Consider the following 13,402-nt stretch of genomic DNA (forward strand, 5'->3'; position numbering starts at 1 on the left):
CCGGCCGAGACGCCTCCTCCGGATGGTGTACATCCGGGAACAGTGGTGCGGCGCGCTTGACAGCTCCCCCCTGCCCCCGTGCAATGGACGCATCGTGAAATCGGGCGTCGACGTGGCAGTACCGGGGGGTTCACCGGTCGTGCCGGTGCCCCGACTCCGCCGATCCCCGCGCCGCACGGCCGCCCTGCTGCTGGTGCTCCTCGCGGCCGTCGCCTCCGTCTCCGGGCTGGCCGCTCCGGCCGCGCAGGCCGCCGCTCTCGCGATCACCGCTCCCGCCTCCGGCGCGGTCCTCAGCACGGGAGCGACGACGGTCACCGGCACGGCGACGGCCGGGGACCAGGTGCAGATCGGGCTCCGCGGCGGCGGCGACCCCCTCTGCATCACCACCGCGGGCCCCGACGGCGGCTGGAGCTGCGCCGTCTCCCTCGACGACGGCCCGGCGACCCTGGTCGCGGTGGAGCTCCTCGCCGGCGGCGGGACCACCTCGGCCGCCGTCCCGATCGCCGTCCTCAGCGCCCCCGTCATCGAGTCGGTCGACGGCTCGGCGACCTCCGCGGGCTCGGTCCGCGGCACGGCCTACCCCGGCGCGAGCGTCGCCGCGGTCTCGAACGGCGGCGCCGCGTGCCTGGCCACCGCCGACTCCGGCGGCGCGTGGTTCTGTCAGCTCGCCCCCACTCCGGCGCCGGGCAGCTACCGCGTCACCGCCACGCAGACCGCCTCCTTCGCCGGCAGCGCCGCCTCGCAGGCCAGCGCGCCGGTGACCCTCGTGGTCGACACCGCTGCTCCTGCCGCCCCCGCCCTCACCTCGCCGTCGGACGGGGCCGCCCTGCCGCTCAGCGGCGCGTCCTACTCCGGGACGGGCGTGGACGGCACCCGCGCCTACGTGTACGTCGACCGGGTCAACACCTGCGACGCGGCGGTCAGCGGAGGCGCCTGGAGCTGCACCGGCGGCACGATCACGGCGGGCGCGCACCGGGTCTCCGCCATCGCCGGGGACAGCGCCGGCAACTACAGTCCGCCGAGCCCCTGGATCGACGTGACCTTCGCGGCGGCGACGACCGCTCCCACCGGCACGCCCAGCGCGACGACGCCGGCCGCCCCCGGTGCCGCGCCCACCGCGCCCGGGGCCGCCGCGTCTCCCGCTCCGAGCAGTGCGGCGCCGACCACGTCCCCGTCGCCCGTCCGCCCCGGGGAGACCGCGCCCGCGCCCGAGGACGAGCCGACCGCCGAGCCCACCGCAGCGCCGGTCCCGGCTCCCGACCAGGACGGCGGTGACGTGCCGCCGCAGCCCGCCCCCGACGCCGGATCGGAGCCGGGCGGCTGGAGCGCGGCGACCGGGATGACCACCGCGCTGTCCGCCGGATCGCCGGTCGTCTCGATGGCCGACTGGATGCGCTCCCTCGCCCTCGCTCTGCTCTCGCTCGCCCTGGTCGTCGTGCCGGCCCGCCTCGCCGCGGCCGGGCGGGCGCCCCGCGCCGAGCGCAGCTGGCACCTCACGGGCCGCAACCGCGCCGCCGTCGAGTACGACGACAAGCCGGACACCGGTCCCGCCTCGCCGCGCCTGATGGTCGTCGGGATGATCGGCTGCGCAGCCGGCCTCGTCCTGCTCTCGGGACGCGTCGACGGCCAGCCCGCCTACCTGCGCCTGCTGATCGCCGTCATCGTGGCCGTCGCCGTGGTCAACGCGGTCGCCGCCGCCCTCCCCGCGCTGGTCGGCCGACGGATCGGCGTCAGCGGGATCGGCGTCGTCGCCGCTCCGCGCGCGCTGCTCCTGGTCGCGGCGGCCGCTCTCGTCTCGCGCTTCGCGGGACTGGACCCGGCGCTCCTCTTCGGCGTGGTGATCGGCCTCGTCCTCCCCGAGGGCGCATCCGCCGTCGACCGGGCGAAGCTCTCCACCGTCCGCGTCGTCTCGCTGCTGGGCCTCGCCGGACTCGCCTGGGGCGCCTCCGCCGTGGTCCCACCCGACCGCTCGTTCGGCTCCGTGCTCGCCGCGGAGGTGCTCAGCGCGACCACGCTGATCTCGGTCGGCTCGAGCGTGGTGCTGCTGTTCCCGGTCGGGCGCCCCGCCGGCCGCAGCATCCTGCGCTGGTCCCCGCTGCTCTGGCTCGGGCTCACGCTCCTCGCGACGACCGTGCTGTTCGTGCTGCTCACCCCGACCATCGCGTCCTGGTCGACCGACGGCGGAGCGGGTCCGGTGCTCTTCGCCGTCGTCGCCTTCAGCGCGGTGTGCACGTCGATCTGGGCCTGGCGGCGCTTCGTCGAGTCGGAGTAGCCGGCCTCGGCCGCCCGCTCAGCCGATCGAGACGGGCCGGTCGAGGTCGTCGCCCGGCAGCACGTCGGCCACGGCGCCGACCGTCAGCTCGCGCAGCGTCGCGATGCCGCCGTAGACGCCGAGGAACGCGGTGTCGGCCGCGTCGCGTCCCGTCGCGATCCGCACGAGACTCGACCGCGGCGCGAGCGTCGTCGCGTCGACCGCCCGCCACTCCCCCTCGATCCAGGCCTCCGCGACCGCGTGGAAGTCCATCGGCTGCAGTCCCGGGGCGTACACGGCCGCCAGTCGGGCGGGCACGTCCAGCGCACGGAGGAGGGCGACGACGAGGTGCGCGAAGTCGCGGCAGACGCCGCGGCGGGCGAGCAGCGTCCGCTCGGCCCCGTCCGTCGGAAGGCTCGAGCCGGGGACGTACGCCAGCCGCGTGCCGACCCAGGAGCTCACCGCGTGCAGGAGGTCCGCCCCGGCGAGGCCGGCGAACTCGGCCCGGGCCGTCGCCCACAGCACGTCCGACTCGGCGTAGCGGCTCGGCCGCAGGTACCGCAGCCGGTCCACCTCGTCGCCCTCGAGCGGACCGAGGCGTCCCAGGACGCGCGCGGAGTAGTCCACGACGAGGTGCCCGACCGGCGCGTCGAGCACGTGCAGCCGGGTGCCGTGCTGGTCGATCACCTCGCGAGCGGCGAGCGGGCGGCCGTCGACGGTGAGCGTCAGCGACTCCTCCGCCCCGTACGCGTCGGCCACCGCGATCGAGAGGACGAGGGCGGCCGGAGCCGCGACGTCGAGGGTCAGGTGGGCCGAGACGTCGCGCTGCATGGGGCTCTTCTCCGGGGCGTGGCGGGTGGGGGTCAGGCGCCCTGCTCGCCCTTCGGCGGCGGGGTGGGGGCGGCGTCCGGCTCCTGCACGAGCTGCAGCCCGCCGGACGAGTTCGCCGAGACGGTCAGCAGGTCGATCCAGGTGCGGTTGATCGAGGGGACCCGTCCGCCGAAGTACTTGAAGTAGAGGGGCACGGAGGGGTCGAGCCAGATGCTCGAGCGGCCGTCGCCGACCGCGGGGTCGTCCCGCCAGGAGAAGAAGAAGCTCTCGCGGCGGCGCAGCTTGTTGGCGATGACGATCTGGACGTGCGTGAGCGTGCGGTCGTCGAACTCGATCTCGACTCCCGAGGCTCCGTAGAGCAGCTTCCCCATGGGGGCCTCCCGGCCGCCCGTCGCCGGGCGGTGCATGACGGTGCCCGCGGGCACGAGAAGCGGGACCGTTCCGGCGCCCGCCGTGGACCGGGCGGCTCGCATCCGGACGCGGGCGCCCGGGCTCGGAACCGCCCGGTGACGACTCTAGGCGAGGCGGCGCGGGCGCGCGGGATCCTCGTCCGATTCCCGAACACCGGGCTCCTCCGGCCGGAAGGACGACCGGTCCGGAGGCGCGCCCGGCGCCCTGCCGGATCCGGGCGAGACGCGCCGGGGCGCTGCCGCGCGCATGTCGGAGGTCGGACGTACGGTACCCGCATGATCGAATGCGCACTCTGCGGAACCGACGCCGTCGTCCTCGACCGCTCCGGCGGCCGCGACACAGAGGAGGAGCTCGTCGTGCTCTGCGCCGACTGCACCCCGGGCGAGATCACCCAGGCCCTCGAGGCCGGGCTGCTCGAGCCCGCTCGACGCAGCGCGCACGCCCGCGCCGCCTAGAGAGCGGCACGTCGGACGGAGTGCCCCCACTGGGACTCGAACCCAGACTGAGACGATTTTAAGTCGTCTGCCTCTGCCGATTGGGCTATGGGGGCGACCACCGGGAGGAGCGACCCTCCCGGCGGCGGTGTCAGGACTTGGCGGGCTCGCCGCCGACCGGGACCGGAGCACCGGCCTGGCCGGGGATCTGCGCCGGGGCCTGCGCGGCCGGAGCCTCGGCGGCCGGGGCCGCCGGACGCGGACGCGACGCGTAGGTCTCGAAGGAGCCGCGGGGGTACTCGCGGGCCTCGATCGAGGCGATGTCGCGGCCGAGCCAGAGGTTGTTCCACCAGCCCCAGACCACGCGGAACTTGCGCTCCCACGAGGGCATGGCGAGACCGTGGTAGCCGCGGTGCATCACCCAGGCGGGGAAGCCCTTCACGGCGATCTTGCCGGACTGGAACACGCCGATGCCGATGCCCAGGCCCGCGACCGCGCCGAGGTTCTTGTGCACGTAGTCGACCGGCTCCTCGCCGCGGAGCACCGCGGTGATGTTCTTGGCCATGAGCTTGCCCTGGCGGACGGCGTGCTGGGCGTTCGGCACGCAGAAGCCGCCGACGCCGCCGCCGGTGAGGTCGGGGACGGCCGTCGCGTCGCCGGCGCCCCAGGCGCCCTCGACGAGCACGTCGTCGTGGCCGACGCGGAGGTCGGCGCGCACGCGCAGGCGGCCGCGCTCCTCGATGGGCAGGTCGGAGTTCTTGATCGACGGGTTCGCCATGACGCCCGCGGTCCAGATGATGAGATCCGACTCGAAGCTCTCGCCCGTCGACAGCTGGATGACGCCGTTCTCGGCCGACTTGAGCTGCGTGTCGAGGTGCACGGTGGCGCCTCGCTGGTCGAGGTTCTTCAGCACCCAGTGGCTCGTCTCGAGGGCGACCTCGGGCATGATCCGGCCCATCGCCTCGATGAGGTGGAACTGCGTCTCCTCGAAGTCGATCTCGGGGTAGCGCTTGAGCAGCGCGCTCGCGAAGGAGCGCAGCTCGGCGAAGACCTCGATGCCCGCGAACCCGCCGCCGACGACTGTGACGGTCAGCAGGCGCGAGCGCTCGGGGCCGGCGGGGAGCGACGCGGCCTTGTCGAAGTTCGTGAGCATGCGGTCGCGGATCGCGGTCGCCTCCTCGATCGTCTTCAGGCCGATCGCGTTGTCGGCGACGCCCGGGATCGGGAAGGTGCGCGAGACGGAGCCGGCGGTGACGACGATCTGGTCGTACTCGAACTCGAAGGGCTCGCCCACGGTCGGGGTGATCGTCGCGGTGCGGTTCGCGTGGTCGATCTTCGTCACCTTGGCGGCGAGGATCGCGGTCTTCTTGAGGTGGCGGCGGAGCGAGACGATCGCGTGGCGCGGCTCGATCGACCCCGCGGCGACCTCGGGGAGGAAGGGCAGGTACGCCATGTAGGGCAGCGGGTCGACGATCGTGACCTCTGCCTCGTGCGGGCGGAGCTGCTTCTCGAGCTTCCACGCGGTGTAGAAGCCGGCGTAGCCGCCTCCGACGATCAGGATTCTGGGCACGGTTGACTCTCCAAGAGGGATGGACAATGCGAACACCCTCACGCAATGCGAAGTGCCCGCTCTCGATGCGGTGGGCAGCACTGACCCCGACTGGGAATCAGCTTAGCGAAGAGCGCGCCGGTGGTGGCGCCTCCGTGGCTCCGGTAGGAGCGGCTACGCGTCGAGCGGCCTGCAGGCGCAGCGCTCGGGAGACCAGTCGGCGCGGGCCAGGGCCAGATCGCCGATCGGATTGACGCCGGGGCCCGCCGCGAGGGCGTGCGCGGCGAGGGCGTGGAGGCACTTCACCCGCGAGGGCATGCCCCCGGAGGAGATGCCCGCGATCTCGGGGACGGAGCCGACGCTCTCGCGGTCGGCCAGGAACGCCCGGTGCGCAGCGGCGTACGCCTCGCGCAGCTCCTCGTCCTCGGCGAGCATCGCGTTGTACTCGACCATGACCTGGGTGGCCTCGAGCTGCGAGATCGCGGCCGTCGCGGCGGGGGAAGTGGAGCGGCCCCGGCGCCCGCACCGAGGTGCTGGGCTCCGGGGCCGGTCCGGCGTGCCGAGACTACGCGGAGAAGCGCGGGAAGGCGGAGCGACCCGCGTAGGTCGCCGCACCTCCCAGGATCTCCTCGATGCGCAGCAGCTGGTTGTACTTCGCGACGCGGTCCGAGCGGGCCGGGGCGCCGGTCTTGATCTGGCCGCCGTCCACCGCGACCGCGAGGTCGGCGATGGTGGTGTCCTCGGTCTCGCCGGAGCGGTGCGAGAGGATCGCGGTCATGCCGTTGCGCTGGGCCAGGGCCACGGCGTCGAGCGTCTCGGTGAGCGTGCCGATCTGGTTCACCTTGACCAGGATCGAGTTGCCGGCCTTCTCGGCGATACCGCGGGCGAGGCGCACCGGGTTGGTGACGTACAGGTCGTCTCCGACGAGCTGCACCTTGTCGCCGATGGCCGCGGTGAGGTGGGTCCAGCCGGCCCAGTCGTCCTCGTCCAGCGGGTCCTCGATCGAGACCAGCGGGTAGTTGGCGACGAGGTCGGCGTAGTAGGAGGAGAGCTCCTCGGCCGAGAGCTTCTTGCCCTCGAACGTGTAGGCGCCGTCCTCGTAGAACTCCGAGGAGGCGACGTCGAGCGCGAGCCCGATGTCCTTGCCGGGGGTGAATCCGGCGGCCTCGACGGCCTTGAGGATGAAGTCGAGCGCCTCGCGGTTGGTGGGCAGGTCGGGGGCGAAGCCGCCCTCGTCGCCGAGGCCGGTGGCGAAGCCGGCCTTCTTCAGCTGCGCCTTGAGCGCGTGGTAGATCTCGACGCCCCAGCGCAGGCCCTCGGAGAAGGACTCGGCGCCGAGCGGGACGGCCATGAACTCCTGGATGTCGACGCCGGTGTCGGCGTGCGCGCCTCCGTTGATGATGTTCATCAGCGGCACGGGCAGGGTGTGCGCGTTCGGGCCGCCGACGTAGCGGAACAGGTCGAGGTCCGACGACTGCGCGGCGGCCTTGGCCACGGCGAGGCTGACGCCGAGGATCGCGTTCGCGCCCAGGCGGGACTTGTTCTCGGTGCCGTCGAGCTCGATCAGCTCGGCGTCGACGAGGCGCTGGTCGGTGGCGTCGAAGCCCTCGATGGCCGGGCCGATCTCGTCGATGACGGCGTCGACGGCCTTCTGCACGCCCTTGCCGAGGTAGCGGTCGGAGTCGCCGTCGCGGAGCTCGTACGCCTCGAACGCGCCGGTGGAGGCGCCGGACGGGACGGCCGCTCGCGAGGACGCGCCGTCCTCGAGCAGGACCTCGACCTCGACCGTGGGGTTGCCACGGGAGTCCAGAATTTCTCGGGCGACGACTGCCTCGATAAGGGCCACAACTATCTCCTCTTGACGGGTGGGCTCCCGGAGACGGGAGCGGTCGGGAAGGAGTCTACTGACCGCCTCCGAAGCGCAGGAGACCGCGGCCGGTCGTAGACTCCCAGGGCCCGATCGCCGGACGGCCCGGGCGCACCCGCCGACCCGGAGGTTCCCCGTGACCACGACCGCCGCCGACCACGTCGACCGTCTCACCGCCGTCGTCCCGGACTTCCCGAGCCCGGGCATCCTGTTCCGCGACCTCACGCCGGTCTTCGGCGACGGCGAGGCCCTGCGGGCGGTGGCCGACGCGCTGATCGAGCCCTACCGCGGCCGGATCGACGCGATCGCGGGCGTGGAGGCGCGCGGCTTCCTGCTCGCCGCGGCGGCCGCCTACTCGGCGGGTCTCGGCGTCGTCACCATCCGCAAGCCCGGCAAGCTCCCGCGGGCCGTGCTGCGCGAGCAGGCGACCCTCGAGTACGGCGAGACGATGCTGGAGGTGCACGAGGACGCGGCGCCCCGCGGCTCGCGGCTGCTGCTGGTCGACGACGTGCTGGCGACCGGGGGCACGCTCGACGCGAGCCGCCGCCTGATCGAGCGCGCAGGGTGGAGCCTCGAGGGGATCGCGGTGGTCATGGAGCTCGACGGGCTCGGCGGCCGCGAGGTGCTGGCCGGCCACCGCGTCGACGCGATCGTCACCGTCTGACCCGGCCCCGTCGCTCCGCTCCCCTGCCCTCCCCCTTCCCGCGAGACGCCACCCGGGTATGCGACCCACCGGGCGAGCCCTCGTCGAGTGGCACTTCGCGGGGAAAGGGACAGGGTCAGGTGAGGGAGAGGGACATCCGGGAGAGGACGAAGGTCTCGAGCACCTGCACGAGCATGTAGAGCACGAGCGAGACGCCGGTCACGAGCACGACCGCCGACCAGACGTCCGCGAACCGGGCCTGGGCGGACCAGGCGTTGATCGCCCCGCCGATGCCCGCACCGGTGGAGAGCCACTCGGCGAGCAGCGCGCCCGTGATCGCTCCGGGCACCGAGATGCGGATCGCGGCGAAGAGCGAGGGCAGCGAGCCGGGGATGGCCACCTTGCGGATCGCGGTGAGAGTGCTGCCTCCGTAGACCGCGACCACGTCGAGCATCTGCGGGGAGGCGTTGTTGAGGCCGAAGGCGATCGTCACCAGCGCGGGGAAGAGGACGACGATCCCGCCGATGACCGCGACCGAGGCGATCGAGCCGGTCCCGAAGACCAGGATGATCAGCGGTGCCATCGCGATCAGCGGCACCGAGCGCAGCAGCATCGCGAACGGCATCAGCGCATGCTCGATGCCCTTCGACAGGCGGAACAGGATCGCGCCGAGGATCGCCACGACCAGGCCGGCCGCGAAGCCGATCAGCGCGTCGCCCATGGTCACGGCGAAGAGCCCGCCCAGCTCGGCGCGGTGCTCCGCGGCCTTCGCGTCGGTCACCAGGTGCTGCCAGACGTCCCAGGGGCCCTTGACCACGTAGGGCGAGACCCCGCTGAAGAGGACGACGCCGATCCAGATCGCCAGCACGATCACGATCGTCGACAGGGCGATGAGCAGGCTCTTGCGCAGGCTCTTGAGGGTCGCGCCGAGGGCGGCCGTGCGCAGCTGGCGCCGCAGCTCGTCGACCGCGAGGATCGATGTGGCCGTGGACTGCTCCGTGCGGTCGGGAACGGTGGTCGTCATGGTCATGCCCGCTTTCCGGAGGACCAGGGCGCGATGAGGCGGCCGATCAGTCCGACGATGCCGTAGCCGAGGAGCGCGACGCCCGCGCAGAGGAGGAAGAGCGCCCAGACGCGGGGCGAGTTCAGCGAGACCTGCGCTGCGACCAGGATCGGGCCCACGCCCGTCTCGATCTTGCCGAAGTACTCGCCGAGGATCGCGCCGAGGAAGGCCGCGGGCACCGCGATCTGCAGCGCCGACAGGATGTTGGGCAGCGCCGCGATCAGGCGGACCTTGCGCAGCTGAGTGAAGCGCGAGCCCCCGTAGACCGTGACGACGTCGAGCGCCGCCTTGTCGGCCGCCTTAAGCCCGAGCAGGCTGCCGACGACCGTGGTGAAGAACACCGAGAGGCCGGCCAGGAAGATCGCCGTCGCGCTCGCCTTCCCGGGAGCGTCCGCACCGCCGAGGATCAGCAGCACGATCGCTCCGATGGCGACGATCGGCACGCAGTACGTGATGACCGCGAGCTGCGAGACGACCCCCTCCAGCCAGGGCAGGACCAGCACGAGCGCCGAGAGCACGAGCGCGAGGAGGTTGCCCCAGAAGTAGCCGACGGCCGCCTCGCCGATCGTGACGGAGAAGTTGCGCCAGTAGAAGCCCGCGCCGTCCTCCATCGCGGTCTGCACGACCTGCACGGGAGTGGGGACGGGCGCGTAGGTCGCGGCGCCGGTGGGCGCGGTGACGAGCGCCACGATCCACCAGACGGCGACGATCGCGGCGACGCCGATCAGCCCGGTGAGCCACGGAGGCAGGGACAGGGTGCGGCGCGGGGCCGCGGGGAGCGTGGTGGCCACGGTGCCTCCTAGACGCGGTCGTCCGCGGCCGCGCCGCCGTCGCCGAACAGCAGCTCGGAGGCCTGGTCGACGTAGGCGTGGAACTCGGGGGTGCGCTGCATCTCGGGGGTGCGCGGGCGGGGGAGGTCGATGTCGATGATCTCCTTCACCCGTCCCGGGCGCGGGCTCATCACCGCGACGCGGTCCGAGAGGAAGATCGCCTCCGAGATGCCGTGCGTGACGAGGAGCGTCGTGGCGGGCTTCTCGGTCCAGATCCGCAGCAGCTCGAGGTTGAGCTTCTGCCGCGTCATGTCGTCGAGGGCGCCGAACGGCTCGTCGAGCAGCAGGACCTCGGGCTTGAGGATCAGGCACCGCGCGATCGACACGCGCTGGCGCATGCCCCCCGAGAGCTGGGCCGGCTTGGCCTTCTCGAAGCCGCGGAGGCCGACGAGGTCGATCAGCTCGTCGATGTAGGACTGGTCGACGCTCTTGCCCGCGATCTCGAACGGCAGGCGGATGTTCGCCATGACGCTGCGCCACGGCAGGAGCGCGTGGTCCTGGAAGGCGATGCCGAGCTTGTTGTCGCGGCGCAGCTCCTGGGGAGTGCGGCCGTCGACCCGGATGGAGCCGGACGTCGGCTCCTCCAGTCCCGCGAGGATGCGCAGGATGGTCGACTTGCCGCACCCCGACGGGCCGAGCAGGGCGAGGAAGCTGCCCTGGTCGGTGTGGAGATCGGTGTCCTGCAGCGCCGCGACGCTGCGCGAGCCCATCCGGAACGTCTTCGACAGGCCGTGGATCTGGATGCCGGTGCCGCCGGCACCCTGGTCGCGCAGGGTGCCGGCGTCGGTCGTGTCGGTCACGAGTGGTGCCCTTCGTGGATCAGGATCAGGCCGCGTACTTCATCAGCTCGGGGTTCTCCTCGTAGACCTCGTCGAGGAGGGTCAGATCGAAGAGGTCCTCGGCCGTGACGTCGATCCCGGCGCCCGCGAGGGACGCGATGGTCTCGGACTGCAGCGTCTCGGAGATGGTGAAGAGGCCGTTCGAGACCGTCTCGTCCGAGACGACCAGTTCCTCGGCCTGGATGGTGGCGCCCTTCTTGGAGGACTCCTCGTTGAGGCCGAGGTCCTTGCCGTAGTTCTCGACGGCGAGCATCGCGCCCGCCTCCGGGTCGTTGACCGCGTCGGTCCAGCCCTTGATCTCGGCGACGAGGAACGCCTTCAGAGCGTCGCGCTTCTCGGCGATCGCCTGCTCCGACACCGAGAAGGTCTCGGCGACGAAGGGGAGGCCGTTGTCGGCGAAGGGCAGGTTGACGACCTCGTAGCCCTCGGCCGCGACCGTGATGGCCTCGTTCGTCAGGTAGGCGATGAAGCCGTCGACGGTGCCGTTGACGAGGACGGAGGGGTCGTACTCGACGGGGACGACTGTGAGGTCGGACTCGGACAGGCCGTTCGCGGCGAGCAGCGCCTGGAACAGGGAGGTGTTCGAGGCCTGGACGCCGATCTTCTTCCCGGCGAGGTCGGCCGGAGTGGCGATGTTCCCGGCGGTCTTGATCGAGAGGACCGTGAAGGGGTTCTTCTGGTAGGTCGCGCCGATGATCTTGAGCGGGGCCTCCTGCTGGGCGATCGCGGTGCCGATCGAGACGGCGTCGCTGAGCGCGACGTCCGCGCTGCCCGAGAGGAGCTCGGCCACGCCCGTCGAGGGGCCGGGGGTGAGCGTCACTCCCGCGAGGCCGGCCTCGGTGAAGTAGCCCTTCGAGTCGGCGAAGAACTCGCCCGCGAACTCCTCGTTCTTGATCCAGGAGAGCTGGACCTTGAGGGTGCCGAGGTCGCCGCCGTCCGCGGCGGACGCGCCGGAGGAGTCGGAGGCGCAGGAGGCGAGGACGGAGGCGCCGCCGATCGCGAGGCCGGCGACACCCGCCAGGCGGAGGAGGCTGCGGCGGTCGAAGGCCGGGAGGGAGCGAAGGGGCGACAGGGTCAAGGGGACTCCTCGGGTGGGGATCGTCAGGGCTGCTGCGGTGCGGTGCGCGGGGTCGCGACGGGGTGCCCGTGCAGGCGCGCCAAGCCGCGCCGATCGGGTGCCTCGACGCTATCCGGGGGAGATTTCTCGGGTGTGTCCGCAGATTTCGCGGGTATTAAGGCTCTCACGGATCCGACAAGGTTCCGACCAGATCGACATGATCCCCTGACGGATCGGCTGAGACCCAGTTCAGGCCCGACAGGACGGCCCCGGCCCCTCCCGCGGGCGCGGCTCAGCGCAGGCAGCCGGCGACGCTCACCCGGCGCCGCCGGCGCGGATCAGCCGAGGTCCTTGAAGGAGAGGTCGGCGGCGGAGGCGGCGTCCCGCGGGACGAGAGCGAAGCGGGTGAAGCCCGCGGCGGCCGCGCGGTCCAGCAGCGGGGTGAGGTTCTTCGCCCGGCGCTCGAGGCGCACGCGCGAGCCCCGGGCGATCAGCTCCTGCTTGAGCGCGAGCAGCATCTCGGGCGCCGCGTCGCGCTCGTGGACGAGGACGACGGCGTCGGGACGCTCGACGACGGCACCGCCGATCAGCTCGACGATCCGCTCGAAGCCGATCGAGAAGCCGCAGGCCGGCACGTCCTGACCGAGGAAGCGGCCGATCATCCCGTCGTACCGCCCGCCTCCGCCGACCGAGGAGCCCGAGGACGGGTGCGCGATCTCGAAGATCGTGCCGGTGTAGTAGCCCATGCCCCGCACGAGCGTCGGGTCGAAGCGGAGCGAGACGCCGGCGGGCAGCGAGCGCAGCGACCGGGCCAGCGTCTCGAGCGCGAGCACCGCCTCCGGGTCGATGCCCTCGGGCAGCACGTCGAGGATCGCGGACTGCTCGAGCGCCACTCCCCCGGCGGCGACCGCCTGCTCGATCCGCGCGAGGTAGCCCCCGAGGACCGCGGCCGCGTCCGGCCCGTCGGCCTCGAGCTCGGCGACGACTCCGGTGGCGCCGATCTTGTCGAGCTTGTCGATCGAGATCAGCGCCGGGCCGAAGCGCTCGGGGGCGAAGCCGCAGTGCTCGAGGATGCCGGTGAGGATGCGGCGGTCGTTGATCCGGATGGTGCACTCCTCGAGGCCCAGCGCGTCGAGCGCCGCCGCGGTCGCCGTGATGAGCTCGACCTCGGCCAGCTGCCCGGGCTCGCCGATGATGTCGATGTCGCACTGCACGAACTGGCGGTACCGCCCCTTCTGCGGGCGCTCGGCGCGCCACACCGGCGCGATCTGCACCGACCGGAAGACGGCCGGCAGCTCGGCGCGGTGCGAGGCGTAGAAGCGGGCGAGCGGCACCGTGAGGTCGAAGCGCAGGCCGAGGTCGGCGAGGGCGGACGCGTCGTCGACCGCCGCCAGGTCGTCGCGGGTGAGCCCGCGGCGCAGGACGCTGAAGGCGAGCTTCTCGTTGTCGCCGCCGAGCCCGGAGTGGAGGCGGTCGAAGTCCTCGACCACGGGCGTCTCGATCTCGTCGAACCCGTGGGAGGCGTACACGCGGCGGATGACGCCGAGCGCGTGCTCGCGCTTCGCCTTGTCGGCGGGGAGGAAGTCGCGCATGCCGCGGGGCGGGGTGATCGGGGAGGCCATGACGG

Annotated in this window: 13 protein-coding genes and 1 tRNA gene; 3 read left to right on the forward strand and 11 right to left on the reverse strand. The window is 72.7% G+C overall.

Annotation, left to right across the window (positions count from 1 at the left end; genetic code table 11):
• The first annotated feature begins 145 nt into the window (after positions 1-145).
• Positions 146-2,272, forward strand: a complete 2,127-nt coding sequence (locus C5C57_RS17830; protein ID WP_181027265.1) for a hypothetical protein — start codon at positions 146-148, stop codon at positions 2,270-2,272.
• Between the two features lie 18 nt (positions 2,273-2,290).
• On the opposite strand, the gene C5C57_RS14910 is transcribed toward C5C57_RS17830, so the two are convergent.
• Together C5C57_RS14910 and C5C57_RS14915 are read right to left on the reverse strand one after the other, a co-directional pair.
• Positions 2,291-3,082, reverse strand: a complete 792-nt coding sequence (locus tag C5C57_RS14910; protein ID WP_104297802.1) for a transglutaminase family protein — start codon at positions 3,080-3,082, stop codon at positions 2,291-2,293.
• A 32-nt stretch (positions 3,083-3,114) separates the two neighbouring features.
• Positions 3,115-3,453: an ATP-dependent DNA ligase gene (locus C5C57_RS14915; RefSeq protein WP_068211888.1), complete on the reverse strand. Its 339-nt coding sequence runs from the start codon at positions 3,451-3,453 to the stop codon at positions 3,115-3,117.
• A 315-nt stretch (positions 3,454-3,768) separates the two neighbouring features.
• Here C5C57_RS14915 and C5C57_RS14920 point away from each other — a divergent pair, with 315 nt between their 5' ends.
• Positions 3,769-3,948, forward strand: coding sequence for a hypothetical protein (locus C5C57_RS14920; protein WP_104225020.1), 180 nt, complete (start codon positions 3,769-3,771; stop codon positions 3,946-3,948).
• 21 nt (positions 3,949-3,969) lie between these two features.
• Here the strand turns inward: C5C57_RS14920 and C5C57_RS14925 are convergent.
• The 4 genes from C5C57_RS14925 to eno form a co-directional block, all read right to left on the reverse strand.
• A tRNA-Leu gene (locus C5C57_RS14925) sits at positions 3,970-4,043 on the reverse strand.
• 35 nt (positions 4,044-4,078) lie between these two features.
• Positions 4,079-5,497, reverse strand: coding sequence for an NAD(P)/FAD-dependent oxidoreductase (locus tag C5C57_RS14930; RefSeq protein ID WP_104248100.1), 1,419 nt, complete (start codon positions 5,495-5,497; stop codon positions 4,079-4,081).
• Positions 5,498-5,650: 153 nt separating this feature from the next.
• Positions 5,651-6,091: a DUF501 domain-containing protein gene (locus C5C57_RS14935; protein WP_104297803.1), complete on the reverse strand. Its 441-nt coding sequence runs from the start codon at positions 6,089-6,091 to the stop codon at positions 5,651-5,653.
• Positions 6,042-7,322 (reverse strand): phosphopyruvate hydratase, encoded by a 1,281-nt coding sequence (gene eno, locus C5C57_RS14940; RefSeq protein ID WP_104222361.1) that lies wholly within the window; start codon positions 7,320-7,322, stop codon positions 6,042-6,044. Before eno ends, C5C57_RS14935 begins: the two co-directional genes overlap by 50 nt.
• A 157-nt stretch (positions 7,323-7,479) precedes the next feature.
• On the opposite strand from eno, the gene C5C57_RS14945 reads away from it, so the two are divergent.
• Positions 7,480-8,007 carry an adenine phosphoribosyltransferase gene (locus C5C57_RS14945; protein ID WP_104222360.1) on the forward strand — a complete coding sequence of 176 codons (528 nt, stop codon included), beginning with the start codon at positions 7,480-7,482 and terminating at the stop codon, positions 8,005-8,007.
• A gap of 115 nt (positions 8,008-8,122) precedes the next feature.
• On the opposite strand, the gene C5C57_RS14950 is transcribed toward C5C57_RS14945, so the two are convergent.
• The 5 genes from C5C57_RS14950 to hisS form a co-directional block, all read right to left on the reverse strand.
• A complete protein-coding gene (locus C5C57_RS14950; protein ID WP_104248103.1) occupies positions 8,123-9,016 on the reverse strand; it encodes an ABC transporter permease in 894 nt (297 codons plus the stop codon).
• Positions 9,013-9,840 carry an ABC transporter permease gene (locus C5C57_RS14955; protein WP_258059477.1) on the reverse strand — a complete coding sequence of 276 codons (828 nt, stop codon included), beginning with the start codon at positions 9,838-9,840 and terminating at the stop codon, positions 9,013-9,015. The genes C5C57_RS14950 and C5C57_RS14955 overlap by 4 nt, the downstream gene beginning before the upstream one ends.
• An 8-nt stretch (positions 9,841-9,848) precedes the next feature.
• A complete protein-coding gene (locus C5C57_RS14960) occupies positions 9,849-10,589 on the reverse strand; it encodes an ABC transporter ATP-binding protein (RefSeq protein ID WP_104222373.1) in 741 nt (246 codons plus the stop codon).
• 115 nt (positions 10,590-10,704) lie between these two features.
• Positions 10,705-11,796 (reverse strand): ABC transporter substrate-binding protein, encoded by a 1,092-nt coding sequence (locus C5C57_RS14965; protein ID WP_258059873.1) that lies wholly within the window; start codon positions 11,794-11,796, stop codon positions 10,705-10,707.
• Positions 11,797-12,113: 317 nt separating this feature from the next.
• Positions 12,114-13,397 (reverse strand): histidine--tRNA ligase, encoded by a 1,284-nt coding sequence (hisS, locus tag C5C57_RS14970; RefSeq protein WP_104248104.1) that lies wholly within the window; start codon positions 13,395-13,397, stop codon positions 12,114-12,116.
• Positions 13,398-13,402 lie beyond the last annotated feature (5 nt).

Origin of the sequence: Rathayibacter sp. AY1C5 (assembly GCF_002931705.1) — a bacterium.
Lineage (GTDB): Bacteria > Actinomycetota > Actinomycetes > Actinomycetales > Microbacteriaceae > Rathayibacter.